Here is a 25,521-nt window from a genome sequence, read left to right on the forward strand (position 1 = left end):
CTCGCCGATGCGCTTCGACGGAAAGGTCGCGATCGTCACCGGAGGGGCCCGGGGCATGGGCGCCTCGCACGTCCGTGGGTTGGCCGCGGAGGGCGCCCGGGTCGCCGTCTGCGACCTGCTGGACGACGAGGGAAAGGCTCTGGCCGAGGGCCTCCCCCACGCGCAGTACCACCACCTCGACGTCACCGACGAAGAGGCATGGCGGTCCGTCGTCCGCACCGTCGAGGACACCTTCGGCCCGGTGGACGTCCTGGTCAACAACGCGGGGATCATTCACTTCGGCGGCGTGGAAGAGCAGTCGTCCGCACAGTTCCGCCGGATCCTCGACGTCAACCTGGTCGGTGCCTTCCTCGGTATGCACACCGTCCTGCCCGGCATGCGCGCCCGCGGTCAGGGCTCGGTCGTCAACATCTCCTCGGCCGCCGGCCTCATGGGTTTCGCCGACGGCATCGGTTATGTGGCGAGCAAGTGGGGGGTGCGGGGCATGACCAAGGCCGCGGCGCTGGACATGGCGGGCACCGGGGTGCGCATCAACTCCGTGCATCCGGGCGTCATCCGCACGCCGATGGGTGTGAGTGCCTCACCCGAACTGTTCGCCCACCAGCCGGTACCGCGCATCGGGGAGCCCGAGGAGGTCACCCGCATGGTGCTCTTCCTCGCGAGCGACGACGCCTCCTACACCACGGGCGGCGAGTTCCTCATCGACGGAGGCCAGACCATCGGCCACGCCGGTCAGGCCCACGCGACGGTGGACCAGTGACCCGATCCGCCGAGCAGGTCGGCGGCTGCGCGCACACCCGGGATGCCGCGCTGGAGTACCTGACGCACCGAACGTCAAGAAGGGGTGAGCGCACATGCCGGACCACCAGACGGTCGACCTGCTCGTCATCGGGGCGGGAATGGCCGGACTGACCGCGGGCGCGAGAGCCGTACGCAACGGGCTGTCCGTCCTGGTCATCGAGATCAGCGATGACATCGGGGGATCCGCGCGCTTCGCCGGTTACGCCTGGACCGCCCCGAGCCACGAGGTGATGGAGCGGCACAACCCGGGCGGAGAGGCCTCGCTCAAGCGCGCCCTGGTGGACCGCTTCCAGGACGGTATCGCGTGGATACGGAGCACGGGGGTCGAGGCCAAAGACGCTCAGCCCATCCTCAGCTTCGGTCAGGGGCACCAGTTCGACACCCATCACTACGTCGACACCTGCCGCCGCATCATCGTCGAGGCGGGTGGCGAACTGCTGCTGACCACCGACACCGAGCGACTCCTCCTGGAGGAGGGGGCCGTGACCGGAGCGGAACTCGTGATGGGCGACGGCACGCGACGAACGGTGCGCGCCACGTCGACGCTCCTGGCCACGGGGGGCTTCCAGGGGGACGTGGGTCTCCGCAACCAGCTCGTCCATCCCCATGCCGACCGCATGGAGCTGCGCTCCAACCCCTGCAGCCGCGGGACCGGCTACCGCCTGGCGACCGCCGCCGGGGCCTCTGCCGGACTACCCGGGGCCGGCTTCTACGGGCATCTGATCCCGAGCGGCATCCCGTTCGCGGACCCGTCGGACTTCGTCGACCTGTCGCTGTACTACAGCGAGCACGCGCTGCTGTTCAATCTGCTGGGCGAGCGGTTCACCGACGAGACGCTGGGCGACCACCTGACGACGATGGCGCTGATGGAGCAGCCCGAGAACCGCGGGCTCCTCATCGCCGACGCCCGCGTGTTCCGCGACTGGGTGGTGGGCTCGTACGTGAAAGGGGCGGTCGCCGTCGACAAGTTCGCGCTGGCCGGCAAACGGGGCGGCCGGGTCGGTTTCGCCGAGGACCTGGACGAACTCGCCTACCTTCCCGAGGAGTGGGGATACGACGGGCCGACCGTCCGCGCGGCCGTCGAGCGGTTCAACGCCCGGACGGCGGCGGGTGAGGATCCGGTGCCGGGCCGCCGGCTCGATCGCCTGCCGCTCGACGAACCGCCTTACTACGTCGTCGAGACGGTACCGGCCATCACGTTCCCGTTCCACGGGATCCGCATCGACGACCGGGCACGGGCTCTGAGAGAGGACGGCGAGCCGGTGGAAGGGCTCCTCGCCGCCGGTTCGGACACAGGGGGCCTGTGGTACCGGGCCTACGCCGGCGGTATCGCGTCGGCCCTAGTGTTCGGACTCACCGCGGCCGACACCGCGACGCTTCGTGCCGCGCCTCATGGCACGAGGCGCACCCGGTCCGGGTCGGGTCCCGTGCCCCGGGAAGGCACGGCGACGATCGGCCGTGAAGTCCGGCCGATCGCCTATCCCCGCGGCGAGGTCCGGGCGTCGGACTTTCGCGTCGTCGAGGTCGAGGTCCGGCAGCCACGGGCGGGCGAGGTGCTGGTCCGGAACACTTGGACATCCGTCGACGCCGCCCTCCGGCTGCGACTCAGGCAGACGGCACCACCGGGATACTTTCCGGCCTTCCCCCTCGGAGAGCCGATGGACGGGATCATGACCGTCGGGGAGGTCGTGGAGTCCCGCGCCGACGGGTTCGCCCCCGGCGACACGGTGTGGCACGCCGCCGGCTGGCGCGACTACGCCGTCGTCGAGGCGGGGAAGCAAGCGCTCGGCGGCGTCGGCACGCTCACAAAGCTCGACGTGCGCGTCGCACCACCGCAGGTCTACCTCGGTGCGCTCGGCGGCAACGGACTCACCGCCTACGCCGGCCTCTTCCATGCCGCGGGCCTGCGCGACGGCGACGTCGTCTGGGTCTCCGCCGCGGCCGGCGCCGTCGGCAGCCTCGCCGCTCAGATGGCGAAGATCCGCGGGCATCGCGTCATCGGCAGCGCCGGTTCCGACGAGAAGGTGCGCTACCTCCTGGAGGAGCTCGGTCTGGACGCCGCGTTCAACTACAAGCGCGGCGCCCTACCCGACCTCTTGCGCGAGGCGGCTCCGGACGGCATAGACGTGTACTTCGACAACGTCGGTGGAGACCATCTCGAGGCCGCCCTCGGGGCGCTGCGGGGGTCGGGCCGTGTCGCGATCTGCGGCATGATCTCGGAGTACGCGGCGAAGGAGCCGCCGCACGGCCCCGGAAACCTCATGTTGGCGGTGACGAAGGGCCTGACGATTCGCGGCTTCCGAGGCAGCGCCCACACCCACTTGCTGCCCGAAATGACACGGCATGTAGGCGCATGGATCCGCGAAGGCCGCCTCCGCTGCCACGAAACGATCATCGATGGGCTGTCGCAGGCGCCCCCGGCACTGGCGGGGCTACTGCGGGGCGACAACACCGGCAAGACGCTTGTGCGGATCGATGGCTTCACGCATCGTGAGAACGCCATCGACTGAGGCTGACCCCGTGGGGCGCCCGGGCGTTACCGAGCCCAGTGCCGTTGCCGACGTCGCCACCCTCTTCGATGCGCACCACTCATGACGCCGTCCCGCACACGCCACCCCGATCGTGCCGATACTGAACTGAAATAAGTCCAACACCTGTCACCGGGCGGCGGCCGCCGGTGCGACCGGGCCGCCCCACCACACTCCGCACCCAGACCGACCACCGCTTACTACTGCGGCGCCACCCATGCCATCCCATCAACCCCCTGCACCGTGCAGCTGCGCATACTATTGCCTAACCTAGTTCAGTTTGGTAACTTCCACGAAATCTTGGCCATCCAGCCACCGTCCAGCGCTAAGTCCGCTCGGTTGTGTGCCGGTTCGGCCTGAGCCGGTTTCACATAAGGGAGCCGAGAATGAGATCAGATCCGCGACGGCGCGGGACTTTGCTCATCCTGCTATCGATCACCACCCTGATGCTCGCCGCGTGCGGTGGCGGCAGCGACAACAAGGCCGAGTCCAAGGTCGTGCCCGCATCGGCGGGCATGGACGAACTGGTCGCCGCAGCGAAGAAAGAAGGAAAGATCACGGTCTACTCGGCCCAGGATCTGACCGCTCTCAACAACCTCGCAAAAGCCTTCGAGGCCAAGTACCCGGGGATCGACGTGAAGACCGTCCGGGGCACCGACGGTGACCTCGGAGTGAAGGTCGAGACGGAGTTCAACAGCGGCAAGGGCATCGCCGACATGTATGTCAGCGCGAGCCTGTCCTGGGTGAAGCCGCAGGCCGAGGCCAAGCGGTTCCTGGCGCCGACCGGTCCCGAACTGACCGGCAAGGGCGCCTACGACACCAAGGAGTACGTCCACGACGGCAACTACTTCGAGACCAACTCCGCAGTGCTGACGTTCGGTTGGAACACCAAGCTCTACGCCGAAGGGCTGACCGACTACACGGGCCTGCTCGATCCGTCGCTCGCCGGCGGAAAGATCGGCGTCATCGAGCCGACGGCGCCGTCGATCGTCGACTTCTACCTGTGGCTGGAGGAGACGTACGGCGCCGACTTCGTGAAGAAGCTGGCCGCCCAGAAGCCACGCATCTACCCCAGCGCCCTGCCCATGGGTGAGGCGCTGCAGTCCGGCGAGATCGCCGCCGGCAGCTTCGTGGCGCCGATCGCGCTCGATCCCGCCAAGAAGAAAGGCGCGCCGGTCGACTACCGCATGCCGCCGGACGGCGCGTGGGGTGCCCGGTATTACGGCATGGTGCTGGAGAGCGCCCCGCACCCCAACGCCGGCCAGCTGTTCGCCAACTTCATGGTGACCGCCGAGGGGCAGAAGCTGATCACGCCGTCGGCGGGTTCGGTGCTGCCCAAGGTTCCCGGCACAGTGATCACCAACGACAAGGTACGGGTACAGGATCCGGCCAAGCTCACACCGGATGCCGTGGCCGCGTACCAGAAGAAGTGGAAGTCCCTGTTCAAGTAGGGACAGTGGGCGGCATCTGCCAGGACCGACGCACAACAGTGTGGGCACCCGCGACGACGGGTGCCCACACACCTGATCTTTGGATATCTGGATATAAGGAGTCCCCCGTGTCCCACGTGCGCATCGAGGGTCTGACGAAAAGGTTCGCCGGCAAGCCACCTGCGGTCGCCGTGGACGACCTGTCACTCGAGATCGAGCCGGGCGAGTTCATCGTTCTGCTCGGCCCGAGCGGCTGCGGGAAGACCACGACTCTGCGCTGTCTGGCCGGTCTGGAGACGCCCGACGAGGGACGCATCTCGCTGGGCGACCAGATGGTGCTGAACGTACGCGGGAAGGTGAACCTCCCCCCGAACAAGCGCAGGATCGGGATGGTCTTCCAGTCGTACGCGCTGTGGCCGCACATGACGGTGCGCCGCAACATCGGATATCCCCTCAGGACCCGACGGGTGGCCCGTGAGGAGGCGCGCAGGCGGATCGACGAGGCGGCGGAGCTCGTCGACTGCGCCGCCCTGCTCGACCGCTATCCAGCTCAGCTCAGCGGCGGCCAGCAGCAGCGGGTCGCCCTGGCCCGCGGCCTGGCCGCCCAACCCGACCTGGTGCTCTTCGACGAGCCGCTCAGCAACCTCGACGCCCGGCTGCGCGACCAGGTGCGCGCCCAACTGCACGAGCTGCACGCACGGCTGGGCTTCACCGCCGTATTCGTCACTCACGACCAGAGCGAGGCGCTGGCGCTCGGGGACCGCCTGGCCATCATGAAGGCGGGGCGGATCGAGCAGCTCGACACACCGGAGCGGGTCTTCGACGAACCGGCCACCGAGTACGTCGCCGGGTTCATCGGCATGTCGAACCGGCTTCCGCTCCGGCGTCAAGGCACGGGATGGATACTCGCCGGCGGTCCGGGCACCGACGAACAACCGGGCGAGGCAAGCTCATCGGCCGGCGCGAGCCGGCTGGTGGCCGACGAACTCCCGGTCCCCCGCTCACACAGCGAGGTCGCCGTCCGGCTGCGCCCCGACGACCTTCGGCTCTGCCCGGCCGAGGAGAAACCGCCGGCCCACGGCGTCGCCCTCGCGGCGGAGGTCGTCGACGCGCAGTTCGGCGGGCGGCACATGGACGTGGTCGTCGCGATCGCCGGCAGTCGCCTGCACGCCCAGGCACCCCTGACCGGCAAACCATGGGCCCGGGGGCTGGCGCGCGGACAGCGGGTGACCGCGTGGTTCGCCAAGGACGCGGCCCTCTACTACGACGCCGACGGGGCACGGGCAGCCGCGCACGCGCCCGCCGCCGCAGTGGGGGCGTGACGTCATGGCCGCACCCGCCGTACCCGCCCCCTCCACCACGCCGACACCGCCGCACCCGAACCCGCCGCACCCGACGGCACTGACCCGTGCGCGGCGCCACCTGCCGCGACTCGGCGCGCTCGTCTTCCTGGCCGCCATCGGCTACTTGGTGATCGCCCCGCTGGTGGGCCTGCAACGGCTGGCCTTCGAGGACGACGCCCGTGGCTACAGCGCCGCCTTCGACAACCCCGACATGGCCGAGACGCTGGGCACGACGGCCGGCCTGGCGCTGGGCTCGCTGACCATCGCGCTCGTACTCGGCACGTTCCTGGCCTGGGCGGCGACGCGTCTGCCACCCCGGCTGCGGCTGCTGCGCGTCCTGCCCATCCTGCCCATCGTGATCCCGGCCGTGGCGGCGGTGACCGGCTGGGCGTTCCTGTTCTCGCCCCGCCCCGGCTACCTCAACGCGGCACTGCGCAACCTGCCCTGGTGGGACCATCTCGACGAGGGTCCCGTCGACATCTACACCCTGCCGTGGATCGTGCTCATCACCGGCTTCGGCCTGACCGCCTTCGTCTACCTGTTCGTCAGCGCCGGCTTCGGCAACATCAACGCGGAGCTGATCGAGGCGGCACAGGTCAGCGGATCGTCGGCCGCCGGGGTGTTCTTCCGGGTGACGCTTCCCCTGCTGCGCCCGACCCTGGTGTACGGGGGCTTTGTGGCCCTGCTCCTCGGACTCGGGCAGTTCACGGGACCGCTGCTGCTCGGCAGGAACAACGGCATCAACGTACTGACCACCGACATGTACGTCGCCGTGTCGCAGAGCCCGGTCGACTACGGCAGGGCCGCCGCGATCGGGTCACCGCTGCTGCTCTTCGGCATCGCCGTCGTCTTCTTCCAGAAGGTCGTCCTCGGCGACCACAGCCGCTTCGTCACGCACGGCGGCAAGGCGTTCCGGTCCGGCGGGCGGCCGTCGTGGGTGGCCGTCACGGGCATCGTCCTCTACAGCCTGGTGGCGCTCGCACTGCCGCTGGGCGCGCTCACGGTGGTGTCGCTCTCCGCCTTCTGGAGCGGGAAGATCCAACCGAGCGGGTTCACGCTCGACAACTTCCGGCGCGTGTTCCAGGAGTCGGGGATCACCGACGCGATCGTCAACAGCCTCACCACTTCGGTCATCTCCGTCGCCATCGCGCTCCCGCTCGGCTTCATCGCCGCCTCGCTGCTGCTCAAGGGACGCCGGTTCCGCATCATCCGGGCCGCGGTCGACTTCATCGTGGCGATGCCCCTCGGGATCCCCGCGGTGGTCTTCGGCGCCGGTTTCCTGCTGACGTACAGCCGCGAGCCCTTCATCCTGTACGGCACCCGAACCGTCATCGTCCTGGTCTATGTGACCCTGATGCTGCCCTTCGCCACCCGGATGCAGCTGTCCGGGATGGTGGCGCTCGGCGACACATACCTGGAGGCGTCGCGGACCAGCGGGGCGGGCGCGCTGCGGACCAACACCGAGATCGTGCTGCCGCTGCTGCGCCCCACGCTCGCGGGTGCCGGAGCGCTGATGTTCGTGCTGCTCACCCACGAGTTCACCGCCTCGCTGCTGGTACGGGCGCCCACGACGCAGGTCATGGGCACCATCCTGTTCGACTACTGGTCCAACGGCTCGTACCCGCTGGTGGCGGCGATCGCACTGGTCATGACGCTGGTGACGTCGGCGGGTGTCTTCGTGGCCATGTCCGTCGCGGGCTCCGACATCTTCGAGAAGCTCTGACCGCCGGCTACACATCCTCGCGGACGGTGAGGAGGGCACCGATCCCGATCACGCAGACCAGCATGACGAAGAACGCCGGGGAGAGCAGGTTCCCGGTCCGCTGGACCAGGAAGGCCGCGATGTACGGAGCCGTACCGCCCGCCAGGACGGTGCCGATGTTGTAACCGATCGCCATGCCGGTGTAGCGGACCCGGCGTTCGAACAGATGCGGCCACAGACTGGCCGCCGGAACCTGCACGAACGCGCTGCTCAGCATGAAGATCAGGTAGGCCACCCCGGCCAGGGCCAGGCTCTGCCGGCCCATGAGGACCATCGCGGGGTAGGCCGTGACCAGGAATCCCAGCAGTCCGAGAAGCAGGACGCGACGGCAGCCGAACCGGGCGGCGAGCCAACCGGCCGGCACCATGAGCAGCACGGTGAAGAGCACGACGCCCGCGGTCATCCAGAACACCAGCGTGGGGTCGTAACCCAGGTTGGTGGACAGGTAGATACCGATGTACGTCAGTCCGAGGAAGATGGCGCCGCCCTGTGCCATGGCCAGGCCGATGGACTGCAGAAGGGCCTTGCGGTGGGTGGACAGCACCTCTCGGATCGGAGCCGCGGGGATGTCGGCCTTTCGTGCGGCATCCTCGAACTCCGGTGTGTCCTCGATCCGTAGCCGGGCCCACAGGCAGAACAGAGTGAGCGGCACGGCCATCAGGAAGGGCAGCCGCCAGCCCCACTCGGCCATCTGGTCCTTGGTGGTGAGGGCGGAGATCGCCCCGGCTGTCGCGGCGGCGAGCATGAACCCGAGATTGGATCCGATGGGTGTGACAGCACCGAGGAAGGCCCTGCGCCGGGGAGGCGCCGACTCGTAGATGTAGGTGTAGGCACCGACCGACTCGCCACCCGTGGAGATGCCCTGCACCAGCCGGGTGACAAGGAGCAGCACCGCGGCGGTCACACCGATCTGACTGTAGGTCGGCAGCAGCCCGGTGATGCTGCTGGCCACTCCCATGCACAGCACGGAGGAGACCAGCGCCTTGCGACGCCCCCATCGATCGCCGAGCCACCCGAAGAAGACGCCGCCGAGCGGCCGCACCACGAGGCCGGTGGCGAACACCGCGAGCGCCGCGAGCATGGAGGCCGCCGGATCGGCGCTCGGGAAGAACTGTGGCGCGATCACCACGGCGAGATAGCCGTAGACGCTGAAGTCGAAGTACTCGATCAGGGTGCCGACGCTCCCGGCGAGCATCGCGCGACGCACGGTACGTGGTTCGTACGACGCCGATTCCGCCCCCTGTGTGGCGGACTGGTGGGTGGTGCTCATGATCCGACTCTCCTTCCCACGGCACGGTGGCTTGGCCTGTCGACGCCGGGAACGGTACCGAACTGAATTCAGTCCAGCTACCCTTGACGCAGGCCTTTCTACGGATGGCGAGTGGAGGAAGAGGGTGCGGAACTCGACGCCGTCGAGCTGTTCAACCAGGCGGGTCCGGCAGGGCTGGAGCCGGAACCGGCCGGGCTCTCACGGGCTCAGCGCGCTCCGGCCAGCCGCAATGCGAAGTCGCCGTACTGGTACACGACCTGGTCTTCCGTCAGGTCGCCGTGCTCGTGGTACCAGACGGGCACGCCCATCCCGAGGTCCAGGATCGCGTAGGACGTCAGCTTCACCGTGGTGATGCTGAAGCGGTCGGCCTCCACGCCTTCGGTGAGCAACGTCCGGAACGCCTGCTCGTAGGCCGCTCGGCGCCGCAGGACCTCCGTGCGGTGGGGCTCCTCGAGACTGCGGATCTCCCGCGTTCCCACGAACGCTTCCAGGCGGTGCCGCGCGTGGTAGCGGACATGAGCCTCCGCGGCCCGGCGTAGCCGCTCCACGACGTCCTCACAGCCGGCCACCGCGATGCGATGGTTCCGCAGCAGGTCGTCCATCGTGCCCGTCATGATCTGGGTGAGCAGCTCCTGTTTGGACCCCACGTGCTTGTACAGGCTCGGCCCGCGCATCCCCACCGCTTCGCCGATGTCAGCCATCGTGGTGGCGGCGTAGCCCCGCTCGGCGAACAGGACGAGGGCCGCGTTCCGGATCTCCGCCGCGCGCGGCCCGGGAGCCCGGCCGGCCGTCGTGCGACCCCGGGCAGCTGCCGCAGACTGGCTGCCGCGCTCTGACGTCACGCTTCCCCTGCCTTGTCCATCGGCCGGCGCCCCGTAGCCACATGCGTTGATCGCCCCGCCCAGCTCACCGTAACGCATCCGGGGCACGCCGATCCTCAGGGAGTGCCGCAGGTCGGCAGGTCGGCGCCTGCATCCAGGATGCGCCCCAGACATGGGTGTTCGCCCTTTCGGGTGAGGGTGTTGGCTGTCAGACTCCGGAGGTGCCCGACTTCGACATGCTCGTCATCGGATCCGGCCCGGGCGGCCAGAAGGCCGCCATCGCCGCCGCCAAGCTCGGCCGCCGGGTCGCCGTCATCGACCGCCCCGACATGGTCGGTGGGGTCTCCATCCACACCGGAACCATCCCATCCAAGACGCTGCGTGAGGCGGTCCTGTATCTCACCGGCCTCAGCCAGCGCGATCTGTACGGCCAGAGCTACCGGCTGAAGGAGGACATCACCGTCGCCGACCTGACCGCGCGCACCCAGCACGTGGTCGGACGTGAGGTCGACGTCATCCGCAGTCAGCTCTCGCGCAACCACGTCTCCCTCTTCGCCGGCACCGGCCGCTTCGTCGACGACCACACCGTTGCCCTACGCGAAGTGACCGGCCACGAAAGGATGTTGAGCGCCCAGCACATCATCATCGCCACCGGTACCCGTCCTGCCCGGCCCGCGAGCGTCGAATTCGACGAGCGGACGATCATGGATTCGGACAACGTCCTCAATCTGGAGCGGGTGCCGCGCTCCATGGTCATCGTCGGGGCCGGTGTGATCGGTATGGAGTACGCCTCCATGTTCGCCGCCCTCGGCAGCAAGGTCACGGTGGTCGAGCAGCGGCCGGGGATGCTCGACTTCTGCGACGTCGAGGTGATCGAGTCGCTGAAGTACCACCTGCGGGACCTGGCCGTCACCTTCCGTTTCGGGGAGACCGTCGCCGCGGTCGAACGTCATCCCCGGGGCACCCTGACCGTCCTGGCCAGCGGCAAGAAGATCCCGGCGGACGCCGTGATGTACTCCGCGGGCCGGCAGGGCCTCACCGATGACCTCGACCTGGACAAGGCCGGCCTGTCCGCCGACCGTCGCGGCCGGATCACGGTCGACGAGCACTACCGCACCGAGGTGCCGCACATCTACGCCGTCGGCGACGTCATCGGTTTCCCGGCGCTCGCGGCGACGTCGATGGAGCAGGGGCGTACGGCGGCGTACCACGCCTGTGGCGAGCCGGTGAGCCGCATGCACGGCCTCCAGCCGATCGGTATCTACACCATCCCGGAGATCAGCTTCATCGGGAGGACCGAGGACCAACTCACCGAGGACTGCGTGCCGTTCGAGGTCGGCATCTCCCGCTATCGCGAACTCGCACGGGGGCAGATCATCGGCGACTCGCACGGCATGCTGAAGCTGTTGGTCTCACCGGACGACCGCACCCTGCTCGGCGTGCACTGCTTCGGCACCGGAGCCACCGAGCTGATCCACATCGGCCAGTCCGTCATGGGCTGCGGCGGCACGGTCGACTACCTGGTCGACGCGGTGTTCAACTACCCGACGCTCGCGGAGTCCTACAAGGTCGCCGCCCTGGACGCGACCAACAAGATCCGGCAGATCGACCGGCTCAGGGACTGATCCGAGGCCCGACCCGAACCGGCCGGTGGTGGTGCCTGCGCGGACGCCACCGGCCGAGGGCATAAGCTCGACGGATGGCGAAGTACTTCGACGTGCACCCCGACAACCCCCAGCCGCGCACCATCGGCCAGGTGGCCGAGAGCATCCGCTCGGGCGCCCTTGTCGTCTACCCCACCGACTCCTGCTTCGCGCTCGGATGCCGGCTGGGCAGCCGCGACGGCATCGACCGGATCCGTTCGATCCGCAATCTCGACGACCGCCACCACTTCACCCTGGTGTGCCAGAACTTCGCCCAACTCGGCCAGTTCGTCCACGTCGACAAGGACGTCTTCCGCGCCATCAAGGCATCGACACCCGGCAGTTACACCTTCATCCTCCCCGCGACGAAGGAGGTACCGCGCAAGCTGCTCCATCCGAAGAAGAAGACGGTCGGAGTCCGTATCCCCGACCACGTCGTCGCCCAGGCCCTGCTGGCCGAACTCGGTGAACCGCTGCTCTCCAGCACCTTGCTCCTGCCCGACGAGGAGGAACCGATGACCCAGGGCTGGGAGATCAAGGAACGGCTCGACCATGCGGTGGACGCGGTGGTCGACTCCGGGGACTGCGGCACCGAGCCGACGACCGTCATCGACTTCTCCGGCGGCGAGGCCGAGATCATACGCCGCGGAGCGGGCGACACCACCAGGTTCGAGTGACCCTCCCGTCGGCGAGGTGCTGGTTGCGTTGAATGCTCAGCTCGCCCGCAGCAGGCTGACGGCGATGCCCGCTGCCGCGGCGGCGCAAGCGAGCGCCGCCGTGACCAGATAGGCCACGTGGTAGCCGGCCGGCGTGTCCGAGGCCGCCGTACTCGCCGCGACCAGGGCCGCGACACCCACCCTCGCGCCGATCTGCTGGGCGGTGACGTTCACCGCTCCGTGCCGCTCCGGTGCCGCGCCGAACAGCGCGGCCGCCGTCATCGTGGGGACGCGCGGCGACGCCGACGGCTGCGGCGCAGATGGCGCTGACGGTGGGGTTCCAGACCTGGATCGGCCGTGGCCTGGTCCCGACCACCACGGCCCGCCTTCACGAGGTGCTGCCCCACTGGCGGCTGCGCTTCCGACAGGTGTCGTGAGATGACCCGACCGCCGGGCCGGCCGTCGGCGAAACGGATGTCTCCAGCGCCTGGCTGCCCATGCCGGACAGCGGGCTGTCCTGGAAGGTGTTCAGAGAGGAGGAACGATGGGTGGCCCCGCCGGGCGGGCCACCGGCTCGGGCGGCTTGATGTCGTGTCGTTCGAAGACCTCGCCGGTGAGCCGTTCATCGCGCTGCCGCTCTCGGCCGGGCCCGAAGTCTGCGAGCACTGATCAACCCAACTCGGCGCAGTGGGGCCCGCCCTCCCACGTGCGCAGCAGCGTTGTTACGGTTCGACGATGTCTGACTCCTCACGCGATACAGCCGGAGGCGCCGGCTGGGACGACGAAGAACGCGGCAGCTACAAGGAATTGATGCCACGTCAGGTCGAGAAGCTCTACTGGCTCAATCCGAAGACGATCTGGCCCGCCCGCAACGGCGTACTGGCCTCATGGTTCGGGGACCCCACCGGCCGGACCCGCAGCCGCTGGGTGGAGCAGCAGACAGCGGCCGGCGCGCCCGCCGACAAGGTGATGCGGCGCGAAGACGGGGATCGTTTCTCCTTCATGGTGATCGGCGACACCGGCGAAGGCGACGAACCGCAATACGCGGTGGTCCCCGGCTTTCTGAAGGTGAGTGAGGGAACCGACTTCTCCGTTCTCGCCAGTGATGTCATCTACCCGGTCGGCAGCACGGACGACTACGGCACGAAGTTCCACCGGCCGTACAAGGACTACCAGGCCCCCATCTACGCGATACCCGGCAACCACGACTGGTACGAGGACCTCGACGGTTTCATGCGCGTCTTCTGCGACGCACCGCCCCTCGCGCCAGAGCCCACCCCTCGACGGTCGATGCGTGAGCGGCTCCGCTCCTGGCTGTGGCACAAGCCGCAGCGGACCGACGAACAGCGACTCGCCGAGGCACGCCAGTTGCGCTCCTCCCCCGCCCAACAGGCCCTCCAGCCGGGCCCGTACTGGGCCATCGACTCCGGTCCGGTGCGCATCATCGGCATCGACACCGGCCTGCAGGGGACCATTGACGCGGAGCAGGGCCGATGGCTCCAAGAGGTGTCCAAGGGGCCCCTCCCGAAGATCCTCATCACCGGCTCACCGCTGTACGTGGACGGCGAACACCACCCCTGCGCCATCGACGGCGGTGGCACGGTCGACGACATCGTCCGCGCCCCCGAACACCACTACATAGCCGCGATAGGCGGTGACATTCACAACTACCAGCGCTACCCGGTGCAGGTGAACGGCCGCACCATCCAGTACGTGGTCTCCGGCGGGGGCGGGGCCTTCATGCACGCCACCCACACCATCCCCCGTATCGGCCTCGCCCACGTCACCGAGGACGACTTCCGCTGCTACCCGCTGCGTGGCGACTCCCTCGCCTTCTACAGCAGGCTCTACGGCCGCCGTCTGCGCATGCGCCGCCTGTTCACCCTCACTGAGGCGCAGGCAACGGCCGTCATCGCGAAGCGACTTGGTATACGGCCGACCCGCTCCCAGGGTCAGCCGGCCCGGGTCACGCTGCGCACCCGCTTGGTGGCCGGCCTGCTGGGAGCGGGCGGCCGACCCGACCGCACGGCGCGGTTCCGTCTGCCCGTACGCAAGGTGTACACCCAGCTCTTCTCCCCCGGATCCGCCACGTACAGCCCGCCCTTCTTCAAGAGCTTCCTGCGCCTGGATGTCACCCCGGAATCGGTCCGGCTGCGCTGTTTCGCCGCCACCGGCAACCGAAAGCAAGAACTTCACCCGCCCGTCGAGGACGACATCACCATCCCGCTGTAATGAGGCCCGCGGCCACCGCGGAGTTGACCCCGACACTCAATCGACGACGTCACTCGAAAGAAACATCCCGAACAACCAGCGCTTCACAGACGTACCATCTCTACGCCGGGACACCCGCAGCAGGTGCGACCCGCCACAACTCACCAGACAACAGCGGGAAGCAATCTTCCGCACCGTCGGCAGCACCGCAGGTCCTTCACCCGCGGCCAAGAACCGAGAAAGGTCGGCACCATGCCTGACAGCACCATCCCCGCCACCGAACTGACATCGCAGTACGTTGCACAGGTGGCCAGCGACCTCGAGCGCAATGCCAAGGAACAGGAACGCCTCAGTGCGGAAATCACCGCGCTGCAGGAACAACTGCTCGCACTGCAACATGACCACACGGTGCTGCTGACCATGCAACAGGCGCTGGGCGGCGCCGCAGGCGCACCCACTCAGCCCGCTCCCGACGATGTCGCGGCGCCCACTGTGCCTCGGCAGAAAGCCCCCACTGCGCCGGCCTCCGGCAAGACGAAGAAGACCGCCACCCCACAGGGCGACAAGACGGCGAAGAAGACAGCAACCAAGAAGTCAGCCGCCAAGACAGCGACCTCCAAGGCAGCGACTCCCAAGCCAGCAACCTCAAAGGCGGCGACCTCAAAGACCGCGACCCCCAAGGCATCAACTCCCAAGACAGCAACCTCCAAGGCATCAACTTCCAAGGCTGCACCCTCGAAGGCCGCGGCCCCCAAGAAGTCCGCGGCCACGGCTGAGGCACCGAAGACGGCGCAGCCCACGCTCGTCGAGCTGATCCGTCGCCACCTCACTGAGCAGAGCGAACCGCGTTCCGCTGCCGAAATCGCCACCGCGCTCGGAAAGGCGCAGCCCGACCGCAGTATCAAGACCACCGTCGTGCGCACCTCGCTCGAAGGGCTTGTGGCCAAGAGCCAGGCCCAGCGCACGAAGCAGGGCTCATCCGTCTTCTACACCTCCCCGGACGCCTCGGACGCCCCGAAGCCGACGGCGTCGTCCCAGACGGAGACGCAGCCCGAGAAGGCCGAGCAGACCAAGCAGGCCAAGCAGGCCGCCGGCTGAGGCTCTGAGCAGTAGACCCGCACGTGCTGTGCGGTGCCGGTGACCACGATCACCGGCACCGCCTGTCACGCGTTGGGGTCGAAGGTGATACCAGCCGGCTTGGCCGTTGCGAGGTGGGAGTTGAAATTCCCGTCCTTGAGGCCGAAGTTGGCGCTGCCGAAGTCGGCCTGGCTGAGCTTGTCGCGCAGACCCGCGGGGTAGCCGTTCCAGCCGACCAGCGCGGGGAACTGCCAGCTTCCCTTGTGGTTCTCCGGCGGCTCGTCTCCCGCGTTCCCGGGTCGGAAGGCGTGGGTGCTCGCGCCGTCCTTGTGGTAGACGATCTTGGGATGTGTCCCGTCCCAGCGGATCCTGTCACGGCTGTAGGTGGTGAAGCCGCCGTGGGCCGAGGTGGAGACGTACTTGGCCTCGTTGTTCTGCACCCACAGCACGACATGCTCCCAGTCGTGCCGGTGTCCGCCGAGACCGCTGCCCGCCAGGGCCTGGTCCTTCTCGAAGTACAGGCCGTACATGATGGCGCACCAGCCGTTGTTGCACTTGTAGCGGGCGTATCCGTTGGTGTTGTCCAGGTCCCAGGAGTCACGGCACTGGCCGTTGATGGCACCACCCGGCTTGAGGCCACCGTTCAGAGCCCCGTCAGGGCCGATGGCGGGTGTCGGGTAACAGCCGTCCGTGTCGTAGTCGTACGCCGGCTGGTAAGTCTGCTCCAGCGCTTCCGCGTTGGCGGGCAAAGCCGTTGGCGGATCCGCGAGCGCACTGCCCGGAAAGGCGATGACGAGCGCCACGGCGCTGCCGAGGGTGAGGGATGCTCTGCGGATACGCGAACTCGTCTTCAATGCGTCCTCCTGGTCGACCGCGGTGTGGGGCACACGGTTAAGCAAGATTGACATGCCCAGATCAGCATCCATGAATCTTGTTGACACACCGAGGTCCACAGAAGGCTGCGGTGATGAAGGGTCAACCAACAGACAGAGAAGGCAACCTGCGAAATTGCGGACGGTTTGCGCTCAGCGACGACGCCGGTGGCGAGGGTGAGGATGCGACGCCACGGAGGCAGGGCGCCTGATCATCTGTCAGACCTCAACGGGGCGCAGGACCATCATCGATTTTTCGTTACGAGCCACCATCGCGAACGTGAACCTGTCGTACTCAAGGCAGAGCTCCACATCGTCCGGGTGAACTCCTTGGTATCCGAGCCGCAATCCCTCGGCGAGATCGGCAGCGGCTCGAGAATCCCGCGCCCGACGGAGATAGGGGGCCGCCGTCTCCTCATCCCCCACAGCGACGCGTCGGCCAATGTATTCGGCGCAGGCCAAGTCCTCGTCGGCCCGCCCGTCCTCGCCAGTGACGACGAACGTCACCGGACCGGCGCCTTCGGCCCGCAAGAACCGCGCCGTCGCGCCGGCCACCACGAAACTCGCGCACAAGACCAAAGGCGCGTTCGCCACCGCCAGGGCGCCCACGGTTCCCGCCGTCGTCTTCTGCACCACCGTGCGTCCGGCCAAGTCGGCCGATCTGATCAGGCCCGGTGAGTTCACCGCGTCGAAACCGGCTGCCGGAGCTCCGTCCTTCAAGGCCGGCCATCCCGGATGCTCTTCCTTCAACTCCAGGGCTCCATGCTCGGAGGCCGCCAGGACAATCCGCTCGGCGCCACGCGCGAAGGCCCACGCGGCCACGGTGAAAGCCCGCATCACGTCGATGACGACGGCCACAGAAGGGACTTCGGCCTGGCTCCGGGATGCCAACGAAACGATGCTTCATGCAGCCCGTCTTCCGAGACCCGGGCGCGCCATCCCCCCCGGCGACACCCGAGTTCAGTGCGACACCACCACCGCGTGACGACGAGAAGGACGATCGTCAGCCGGCATCGTCGAGGACCTCGCGCAGCTTGCGCGCGAAGGCCTCAGGCTGCCCGGCATAGCCGAACTCGCCGTCGAGGAAGCCGCCGTGGTGGCTCGGGAACACCGTCGCCTGCTGACCGAGCAGCTTGCCTGTCGCCACCGAGGTGCGTCCGGTGAAGGTGTCCAGGGACTCCTCACCCACTGCGATCACGACCCGCGTCGACGCCGCGGCCAGGGCGTCGGCGTCGGGCTCGTAGCTACTGACCGCCCAAGACCGGTCGGACAGCAGCGGATCGTCACGGGAGCCGTCGTCCTCGGTCGGCATCCCGAAGGCGGCCGGGTCCGGCGTGGGCTGGACGAAGTAGTCGTCGGTGAACTCGCCCTGCCACGACGTCATCACGATGAAGGCCGCCATGCCGGCACCCCAGCCCTTCTCCTCGTACGCAGCCCGGACGCCGGCCCGGGCGCGCTCGGCAGCCTGGGCGTCGGGGAGCACCGGAATGAGCGGCGGCTCGTGCGCCACCAAGGTGGTCACGTCATCGGGGTACGCCGCCACGAGGGCGAGCGCGGTCACCGCACCGCCGCTGCTCGCGAACATCTCGACCGGTCCGGCGCCGAGCGCCTCGATGACGGCATGCACGTCGTCCGCCTGGACCCTGGGTGCATGGTCGACGCGGCCGTCCTTGCGGATGCTGCGGCCGAGGCCCCGCGGATCGTAGGTGATCACGGTGCGCTCGGGGAAGAGCGACGCCAACGCGCGGAAACCGCTGGCGTCCATGGGCTGGCCGATCATGACCAGAGGTGAGCGTCCGTCGGCGGTCGGCAGCGGGCCGTGGACGTCGTAGGCGAGATCGACGTCGGGAGTCTCGAGCTTCTGCGTAGTCATGACGGTGTAGACCCCGCCCACGTCCAGAACTCATCGGACCTCACGCTCGCAGTTACCCTTGGCGGCCTGTTGCTTTGAAAGATGCGTCCACACGCTCCCGTTGAGCCCTCTGCGGTCATCCAGCCGCTGGCGGCCATGCGTCGACCGGGGCCACTGGTCCTAAGCCCGGTGTAGGGGACTATCTCGGTCCCTGGTCCGATGGTGGCGGATCAGCGAGCAGTTAGCGTCTGGTGGCATGAACATCGACGGCACGCTCGACGAGGCTTACGAACGGCTGCATCGGACGGGACCGGAGTTCGAAGGCTGGTTGAGCAATCACGGTCCCATGGCGGTGGAATCCATGGTCCGACGCGGCCACGCGCGACAGGTCCACCGCTGGTTGGACCGCTACACGCGGCGACTGGACGATCGGCCACGCGGTACCTCGCCCCTCACAACCGACGGATGGCGTACGGCGCTTGGGGACCCTCAGCGTCTTGGTGACTGGCTTGTGTTCTTCGAACGCGAGGTGACCGAACAGCCCTGGCGTACGGTGCTGGAAACGTGGTGGCCACGGCTTCTGCCCGGCATCGCGGCCGGCGCCACCCACGGGGTGATCCGTACCGGCCACGCGGTCCACGCCCTGCTGGACCACGAGGACGGGCCACGCCTGACTGAGCTCGGCCAAGCCCTCGGTTACTGGGCTGCGCGCTGGCAGCGCGTCCCGTCCGCTCCCCCCTCCGGAACCGCCGACCCGGCGTCCGCTCTCGCCGGCGTTCCGCGCGTGCCCGACCAGAGCGCGGGCATCAACCACCGGCTCGACCAGCTCACCAGCCTGACAAGCTGGCCAACCGCGCTGGCCGAGTTGAGACCCGCTACCGACGCCGGGCAGGCCCGGAAGCTGCTGGCCGATCTGACGACTGCTGCCAGCGAGTACTACCTCCCGAACGCACACGGCTCGCCCGTCATGCTGGTTCACGCCGCGACCGCGCCCATGGCCGTCCTGCGCACCCTGCCCGCGCTCCCCAGTACCCAGTGGGTCATGAGCCTGCACGCGGCCTGGGCGGCCGCCGCGGCCGTGACCGCGGCCTACGCCCCTGCCGCACCCACACCTCGGCACAGCCTCCCCTCCGCCCCCGAGTCGGCGGACGAGGTGTTCGACCTTGCCGTCCGTCACCAGGACGAACATGTCATCAAGCTCGCCGACACGTGCCTCGACGTCCACCAACACACGGGCCACCCCGACGCGCTTGCCGCAGTGATCCGTGCGACCGATCTGATCGACGAGTTCTGACGACACGCCTCAACGGGCTGGCCCGTAACCGGCATTCATTCACATGGAGTGGTCAGCCTGCTGCGCGGGTGACCTGGCCTGGTGTGCGGCAACGACCATGACGATGACGGAGGTCAGGGCGATGCCGGCGCCGACGAAGAGCGGCGCGGTGTAGCCGAGACCCGCGGTGATGGCCAGGCCCCCGAGCCAGGCGCCAAGGGCGTTGCCGATGTTGGACGCGGACACGTTGGCGCTGGCGGCCAGTGCCGCCCCGTGGGCGAAGTCGGTGACGCGAGTGATCATGCCGGGCACGCTGGCGAATCCGGACAGTCCCATCAGAAACACCAGTATCACCGACGCGGTGGCGCTGCCGGCCAGCAGGCCGAACACGGCCAGGGTGATGGTGAGTCCGAGCAGGGCGAGGACCAGGGCGCGGTCACGGTCATGGTCGGCGGCTCGCCCGCCGATCAGGTTCCCGACGACCAGGCCGACGCCGTACACCATCAGCAACCAAGCGACATCCGCCGAGGAGAAGCCGCTGACCTCGGTGAACGTGTAGGCGATGTAGCTGAACGCACCGAACATCCCGCCGTAGCCGAGCGCGGTGGCCGTCAGGGTCAGCCAGACCTGCCAGGACCGGAACGCTCGGAACTGGGCCCGCAAGCCGCCGCCCGCTGTCGGGTCTGGGTGGCCTGTCCCTGTCGGCGGCCGTGCCTCTCCCGCCCCGCGGGGGACGAGTGCGACGATTCCCCCCAGCGCGAGCACGCCGATTGCGGTGACCGCCCAGAAGGCCGCCCTCCAGCCCCAGCGCTCACCGACCAGCGCACCGAACGGCACGCCCAGCACGTTCGCAAGCGTCAGCCCGGCGAACATGACCGCCACCGCTCGGGACTTCTTCTCCGGCGCGACCAGACTGCGAGCGACCAGCGAGCCGATACCGAAGAACGAACCGTGGCATAACGCCGCCACGATCCGACCGAGCAGCATCACCTGATAGTTCGGCGCGAGAGCGGACAACAGGTTGCCGATGACGAACAACGCCACCAGGCCGACCAGGATCTCCTTGCGGGGCAGCCGCGCCGTCGCCGCGGTCAGCGCGATCGCGCCGATCGCGACACTCAACGCGTACCCGGAGATCAGCCAGCCGGCGGCCGCCTCGGACACCGCGAAACTCGACGCCACCTGCGGCAGCAGCCCGGCGATCAGGAACTCGGTCAGACCGATACCGAAACCGCCGAGTGCCAGCGCGATGAGTCCACTCGGCATCCGTCGCTCTCCGATCGACCGCCCAACGAGTCGCGGGGATACGGGACTTCCCGCCGCGGCGTGTGGATCGCCCGGATCCCGAACCGCACCCGCGTGGCCCCGTGCCGGACCGCGCGACACGAGGCACCACTATGCCATCACGGGTACGGAGTTCGTACGGGTGTCCGTCGCCTTGCGCTGCCCACGCGCCGCACACATGCGGTCGAGGCGAGCGCGGAAAACCGAGTGCGGCACGGCGAACGAACCGAGGAAGAACCAGACGGCGAAGCCTGCGTGAGTGATGGCCGGAACGGCCCGTAGCGGGCGGCGAATTGGACGGTTGTCAGTCCGTCGTCCTCGCCGGCCGGCGATCAGGCCGAGCCTGGTGTGATCAGTCGGCGGGCTTCTCCCAGACCGAGACGTGCCGTCGGCTCTCGCTGGTGAACGGCGCCCGGGTCCACGTCTCCCACCGGTCACGCAGCCGCAGCCCCGCGAGCCGAGCCATCAGATCCAGCTCGGCCGGCCACACGTACCGGAACGGGATGGACCAGTGCTCGGCGCGCCCGTCGACGATCGTGACGTAGTTCGAACTCATTGCCTGAGTGACGACGTCGTACGTGTCGAAGGCCCACCCTGTCGGGCCGATGCGGAACGGTACGGCGCTCTGCCCGGGCGGCAGCCGGCGTAGTTCCGGAACGGTCACTTCGACGACGAAACAGCCGCCGGGTCGCAGATGGTCGGCGGCATTGCGGAAGCAGTCCACCTGAGCGTCCTGCGTCGTCAGGTTGTTGATCGTGTTGAAGACGAGGTAGGCGACGGCGAACGTGCCCGGCACCCGCGTCGTCGCGAAATCGCCGATCGTCACGCCGATGGTGTCGGCGCCGGGCTTGGCGCGCAGCCGGGACACCATGGCCCGGGACATGTCGATGCCGTGCACCGGGACCTCGCGACCTGCCAGCGGCAGAGCGATCCGTCCGGTACCGATGCCGAATTCGAGCGCCCGGCCGTCGCCGGCCAGCTCCGCCAGGACGTCCACCGCCGGGTCCACCATGTCCGGGCGGAACATGTCCGCCGACGACGCGTCATAGGTCGCCGCTACGTTCTCTCCGAAGTAACCGTCCTCATCATGCATCCCGGGACCGTACCGGTCGCGTACCGGTCGGCGCCCGCGATTTTTCCGCTCACGGCCGACCGGCGGCCCGACGAGATGCGCAACTGCAAGCGGACCGGACGCTCAGGGCAGCGGTTCGGCGGAGGGGAACAGGGGGGACTGGTAACCGCCGCTCGCCAGCATTCGCACCTCCCCCGCCGGGCTGATTTCGGCACGGAGGATCCCGGTGGAGTCGCAGTACACGGGATTGTCACCCGGGCCGAGGGTGTCGGTCCGTTCGACGACCACCTCGTCCGTGACGACGCCGGTACCCGATCGCCGATGGGTGAAGGTCAGCCGATAGCGGTCCGGAGTTTGCGTCTGCATAGCGGCCTCCCGCGCTTGGGACCCAAATCCAAGTAGGTGGTCCTTTCTCCCATAATGTGCCCAGATGCTCCTGCCCGAAGCACGGCACCTCTGCCGCGGTTGTCGCGCTCGGTCAGCCATGGCGCTTCAGCCGCCGCAGGACATCGCTGCCGCCACACGACGGTTCAGCCGCCACGGACAGTCACAAGCAGCAGGTCGGCTCGGGCCCCAATCCCTCGCGGAGAGTCGCGGAGAGTCCAAGAGCATCCAGGGGCGAGGCCGCACGGCCGGAGACCGCTTCCTTCACAGTGCGTGACATCCCTCGCCTCCTGGCATCGGGCAGTGTAGACATGGGCACATGGTCCGACTCTTGGGTCGATCCTGGGCTGAGTCGACCCCCTCTCCCAACGGTCTGCGCACACGACGCAGGCCTGACAGCGCTCGCCAATCGCACCGCGGCCCGCGAGATGAGCATCAGGCACGGCGCGGAGCGTACAGACGGCGCGAACGGGGGCCCGACGACGGCGGGCCTCGGTGGGCGCCGGCCGCGGCCCTGCGGTCGGCGCTCAGCGGGCGGAGCGTCGCCGGCCAGGTGTTCGTTCTGCAAGTGGTGATCGTGCTGCTACTCGTCGTGGCCGCGGTGGTGGCGCTGGTCCTGCAGGTACGCCACGACAGCGCGCAGGAGGCCCGCAATCGTTCGCTCGCCGTCGCCGAAACGTTCGCAAACGCTCCGGGCACCCGCGAGGCACTGCGCGCTTCCGATCCCACGGCTGTGCTCCAGCCGCGCGCCGAAGCCGCGCGCGAGCAGTCCGAGGTGGACTTCATCGTCGTCATGAACACCGACGGGATCCGCTACACCCACCCCAAACCGGACAGGATCGGGAAGCGGTTCGTCGGGAACATCGAACCCGCGCTGGCGGGCCGCTCCCTCACGGAGGAGATCGAGGGAACCATCGGGCCGCTGGTGCAGGCCGTGGTTCCGATCAAGGCGCCCGACGGCTCGGTCGTCGGCCTGGTGTCGGCGGGTATCACGACCGCCAATGTGGGCGGCGTCGCGGACCGGCAGCTGCCACTGCTCCTGGGCGCCGCGGCGGCGGCACTCGCCCTGGCCACGGGCGGGACGGCGCTCGTGAGCAGACGGCTGCTGCGCCAGACCGGTGGGCTGGGGCCGTACGAGATGACGCGGATGTACGAGCACCATGACGCGGTGCTGCACGCCGTCCGGGAGGGCGTGATCATCGTCAGCGGGGAGGGACGGATGCTGCTCGCCAACGACGAGGCGCATCGGCTGCTCGACCTGCCCGACGACGTCGACGGTCGGCACGTCCTCGACCTCGGCCTCGACTCGGACACCGCCGAGCTGATGGCTTCGGGACGAGTCGCCACGGACGAGGTGCACCTGGTCGGCGACCGGCTGCTGGCGATCAACCAACGGCCCACGGACCGCCAGGGCGGCCCGCCGGGCAGCGTCGCGACGCTGCGCGACTCGACCGAGCTGCGTGCCTTGTCCGGCAGGGCCGAGGTGGCACGAGAGCGCCTCAAGCTGCTGTACGACGCCGGAGTCGGCCTCGGCACGAGCCTGGACGTCACCCGCACCGCCGAGGCGCTGGCGGAGGTGGCCGTCCCGCGGTTCGCTGACTTCGTCACCGTCGATCTGGCCGACGCGGTTCTCGGCGGGGAGGAGCCGGACGCGGCCACTGATCTGCGCCGCACGGCGTTCAGCGGGATCCGGAACGACGCCCCCCTCTATCCCGTCGGCGAGCAGATCAGCTTTGTCCCCTCCTCACCTCAGGCCCGCAGCCTCAGCACCGGCCAGGCCGTCGTCGAGCCCGACCTCAAGGACGCCCCCGGGTGGCTGGCGCAGGATCTCGAGCGCTCCGCCCAGGTGTTGGAGTACGGAATCCATTCGCTGATCACCGTCCCACTGCGTGTGGGAGGCCTGGTGATGGGCGTGGCCAATTTCTGGCGGTCCCAGAAGCCGGAGCCCTTCGACACGGAGGAGCTGGCCCTGGCCGAGGAACTGGTCGCCCGGGCGGCGGTCTCCATGGACAACGCGCGCCGCTACACGCGCGAGCACGCCATGGCCGAGACGCTGCAGCGCAGTCTGCTGCCGCGCAACCTGCCCGAGCAGAGCGCCCTGGATGTGGCCTACCGCTATCTGCCCGCGCAGGCGGGGGTGGGCGGTGACTGGTTCGACGTACTGCCGCTGCCCGGCGCACGCGTCGCCCTCGTGGTGGGCGACGTCGTCGGCCACGGTCTGCACGCCGCGGCCACCATGGGGCGGCTGCGTACCGCGGTGCACAACTTCTCGGCTCTGGACCTGCCGCCGGACGAGCTCCTCGGCCTCCTCGACGAGCTGGTGGCCCGTATAGACCAGGACGAGGCGGCTGAGGCCGGCCGTGCCCCGGTCACGGGTGCCACCTGCCTGTACGCGATCTACGACCCGACCACCCGGCGCTGCACCGTCGCCCGTGCCGGACACCCTCTGCCGGCGCTGGTGGGTCCCGACGGCAGCGTCGAGTTCCCCGAGGTGCCCGCCGGGCCGCCGCTCGGTCTGGGGGGCCTGCCGTTCGAGACGGCCGACCTGGAACTGACTGAAGACAGCCGGCTCGTCCTGTTCACGGACGGGCTCGTCGAGGACCGGGAACGGGACATCGACGCGGGGCTCGAGCGGCTGCGCACCGCCCTGACCGGGGCCGACAGGTCGCCGGAGGACACCTGCCGGGCGGTTCTCGACGCCATGCTTCCGGACCGGCAGAGCGACGACATCGCTCTGATCGTCGCCCGCACGCGTGCGCTGGGAGCCGACCGGATCACCGACTGGCAGGTGCCGTCCGACCCGGCGGCCGTCGCCGAGGTGCGCTCCTCGGTCGCCCGGCAGCTGGCGGAGTGGGGCCTGGACGAGATGGCGTTCACCACGGAGCTCATACTCAGCGAGCTGGTCACCAACGCGATCCGTTACAGCAGTGGCCCCATACGTATCCGCCTCGTACACGACCGCAGCCTGATCTGCGAGGTCTTCGACAACAGCAGCACCTCGCCCCACCTGCGCTACGCGGCCACCACCGACGAGGGCGGACGCGGCCTTTTCCTCGTCTCTCAGATCGCCGAACGCTGGGGCACCCGCTACACCCTCTCCGGCAAGATCATCTGGGCGGAACAGGCCCTGCCTTGAGCGACCCCGCTGTGCTGCGTGACGACCACACAGCAACAGAGCTCCGCTGGAGGGACCGAGTCGAACGCGCCATGGACCGCGGAAGTGGCGCAATCGAAGGTTGCAG

19 protein-coding genes and 1 pseudogene are annotated in these 25,521 nt (G+C 68.8%); 11 read left to right on the forward strand and 9 right to left on the reverse strand.

Going from position 1 to position 25,521, the window contains the following annotated elements; genetic code table 11:
- Positions 1-7 precede the first annotated feature (7 nt).
- The 5 genes from FGD71_RS27750 (at position 8) to FGD71_RS27775 (ending at position 7,825) form a co-directional block, all read left to right on the forward strand.
- The gene (locus tag FGD71_RS27750; RefSeq protein ID WP_119103264.1) at positions 8-760 is read left to right on the forward strand and encodes an SDR family oxidoreductase; all 753 of its coding nucleotides are present in this window, start codon (positions 8-10) and stop codon (positions 758-760) included.
- A gap of 94 nt (positions 761-854) precedes the next feature.
- The gene (locus FGD71_RS49120) at positions 855-3,311 is read left to right on the forward strand and encodes an FAD-binding protein (protein WP_240436803.1); all 2,457 of its coding nucleotides are present in this window, start codon (positions 855-857) and stop codon (positions 3,309-3,311) included.
- A 404-nt stretch (positions 3,312-3,715) separates the two neighbouring features.
- Entirely contained in the window at positions 3,716-4,780 is a 1,065-nt protein-coding gene (locus FGD71_RS27765) for an extracellular solute-binding protein (RefSeq protein ID WP_119103265.1), read from the forward strand.
- 107 nt (positions 4,781-4,887) lie between these two features.
- Positions 4,888-6,081 (forward strand): ABC transporter ATP-binding protein, encoded by a 1,194-nt coding sequence (locus FGD71_RS27770; protein ID WP_119103266.1) that lies wholly within the window; start codon positions 4,888-4,890, stop codon positions 6,079-6,081.
- Positions 6,082-6,085: 4 nt separating this feature from the next.
- Positions 6,086-7,825 (forward strand): ABC transporter permease, encoded by a 1,740-nt coding sequence (locus tag FGD71_RS27775; RefSeq protein WP_119103267.1) that lies wholly within the window; start codon positions 6,086-6,088, stop codon positions 7,823-7,825.
- A gap of 7 nt (positions 7,826-7,832) precedes the next feature.
- Here FGD71_RS27775 and FGD71_RS27780 read toward each other — a convergent pair whose 3' ends face one another.
- Both FGD71_RS27780 and FGD71_RS27785 read right to left on the reverse strand, forming a co-directional pair.
- Complete coding sequence (locus tag FGD71_RS27780; protein WP_119103268.1) at positions 7,833-9,134, reverse strand: MFS transporter; 1,302 nt, start codon at positions 9,132-9,134, stop codon at positions 7,833-7,835.
- Positions 9,135-9,340: 206 nt separating this feature from the next.
- On the reverse strand, positions 9,341-9,976 hold the full coding sequence (locus FGD71_RS27785; RefSeq protein WP_119103269.1) for a TetR/AcrR family transcriptional regulator: 636 nt from the start codon (positions 9,974-9,976) through the stop codon (positions 9,341-9,343).
- Positions 9,977-10,176: 200 nt separating this feature from the next.
- Between FGD71_RS27785 and sthA the strand changes: the two genes are divergently transcribed.
- On the forward strand, positions 10,177-11,580 hold the full coding sequence (gene sthA, locus FGD71_RS27790) for a Si-specific NAD(P)(+) transhydrogenase (protein ID WP_119103270.1): 1,404 nt from the start codon (positions 10,177-10,179) through the stop codon (positions 11,578-11,580).
- A gap of 74 nt (positions 11,581-11,654) precedes the next feature.
- On the forward strand, positions 11,655-12,275 hold the full coding sequence (locus FGD71_RS27795) for an L-threonylcarbamoyladenylate synthase (RefSeq protein ID WP_162931235.1): 621 nt from the start codon (positions 11,655-11,657) through the stop codon (positions 12,273-12,275).
- Positions 12,276-12,311: 36 nt separating this feature from the next.
- Here FGD71_RS27795 and FGD71_RS27800 read toward each other — a convergent pair whose 3' ends face one another.
- Entirely contained in the window at positions 12,312-12,536 is a 225-nt protein-coding gene (locus FGD71_RS27800) for a hypothetical protein (RefSeq protein WP_119103271.1), read from the reverse strand.
- A gap of 453 nt (positions 12,537-12,989) precedes the next feature.
- Here FGD71_RS27800 and FGD71_RS27805 point away from each other — a divergent pair, with 453 nt between their 5' ends.
- The gene (locus tag FGD71_RS27805; RefSeq protein WP_119103272.1) at positions 12,990-14,486 is read left to right on the forward strand and encodes a metallophosphoesterase family protein; all 1,497 of its coding nucleotides are present in this window, start codon (positions 12,990-12,992) and stop codon (positions 14,484-14,486) included.
- A 231-nt stretch (positions 14,487-14,717) separates the two neighbouring features.
- Positions 14,718-15,563, forward strand: coding sequence for a hypothetical protein (locus FGD71_RS27810; RefSeq protein WP_119103273.1), 846 nt, complete (start codon positions 14,718-14,720; stop codon positions 15,561-15,563).
- A gap of 65 nt (positions 15,564-15,628) precedes the next feature.
- Here the strand turns inward: FGD71_RS27810 and FGD71_RS27815 are convergent, their stop codons facing one another.
- The 3 genes and pseudogenes from FGD71_RS27815 to FGD71_RS27825 all read right to left on the reverse strand — a co-directional run bounded on the left by FGD71_RS27815 (position 15,629) and on the right by FGD71_RS27825 (position 18,287).
- A complete protein-coding gene (locus FGD71_RS27815) occupies positions 15,629-16,396 on the reverse strand; it encodes an NPP1 family protein (RefSeq protein WP_119103321.1) in 768 nt (255 codons plus the stop codon).
- Positions 16,397-16,633: 237 nt separating this feature from the next.
- Positions 16,634-17,321, reverse strand: a pseudogene (locus FGD71_RS27820) (2-phosphosulfolactate phosphatase).
- Positions 17,322-17,417: 96 nt separating this feature from the next.
- On the reverse strand, positions 17,418-18,287 hold the full coding sequence (locus FGD71_RS27825; RefSeq protein WP_119103322.1) for an alpha/beta fold hydrolase: 870 nt from the start codon (positions 18,285-18,287) through the stop codon (positions 17,418-17,420).
- 235 nt (positions 18,288-18,522) lie between these two features.
- On the opposite strand from FGD71_RS27825, the gene FGD71_RS27830 reads away from it, so the two are divergent.
- The gene (locus FGD71_RS27830; RefSeq protein ID WP_119103274.1) at positions 18,523-19,560 is read left to right on the forward strand and encodes a questin oxidase family protein; all 1,038 of its coding nucleotides are present in this window, start codon (positions 18,523-18,525) and stop codon (positions 19,558-19,560) included.
- 39 nt (positions 19,561-19,599) lie between these two features.
- Here FGD71_RS27830 and FGD71_RS27835 read toward each other — a convergent pair whose 3' ends face one another.
- The 3 genes from FGD71_RS27835 to FGD71_RS27845 all read right to left on the reverse strand — a co-directional run bounded on the left by FGD71_RS27835 (position 19,600) and on the right by FGD71_RS27845 (position 22,261).
- A complete protein-coding gene (locus FGD71_RS27835; RefSeq protein ID WP_119103275.1) occupies positions 19,600-20,805 on the reverse strand; it encodes an MFS transporter in 1,206 nt (401 codons plus the stop codon).
- Between the two features lie 370 nt (positions 20,806-21,175).
- Positions 21,176-21,916 carry a class I SAM-dependent DNA methyltransferase gene (locus FGD71_RS27840; protein WP_119103276.1) on the reverse strand — a complete coding sequence of 247 codons (741 nt, stop codon included), beginning with the start codon at positions 21,914-21,916 and terminating at the stop codon, positions 21,176-21,178.
- A 102-nt stretch (positions 21,917-22,018) separates the two neighbouring features.
- Positions 22,019-22,261 (reverse strand): DUF6296 family protein, encoded by a 243-nt coding sequence (locus FGD71_RS27845; RefSeq protein ID WP_119103277.1) that lies wholly within the window; start codon positions 22,259-22,261, stop codon positions 22,019-22,021.
- A 337-nt stretch (positions 22,262-22,598) separates the two neighbouring features.
- Between FGD71_RS27845 and FGD71_RS27850 the strand changes: the two genes are divergently transcribed.
- A complete protein-coding gene (locus tag FGD71_RS27850) occupies positions 22,599-25,415 on the forward strand; it encodes a SpoIIE family protein phosphatase (RefSeq protein WP_162931236.1) in 2,817 nt (938 codons plus the stop codon).
- Positions 25,416-25,521: the final 106 nt, after the last annotated feature.

It is taken from the genome of Streptomyces sporangiiformans (assembly GCF_005768555.2).
GTDB classification, from domain to species: Bacteria; Actinomycetota; Actinomycetes; order Streptomycetales; family Streptomycetaceae; genus Streptomyces; species Streptomyces sporangiiformans.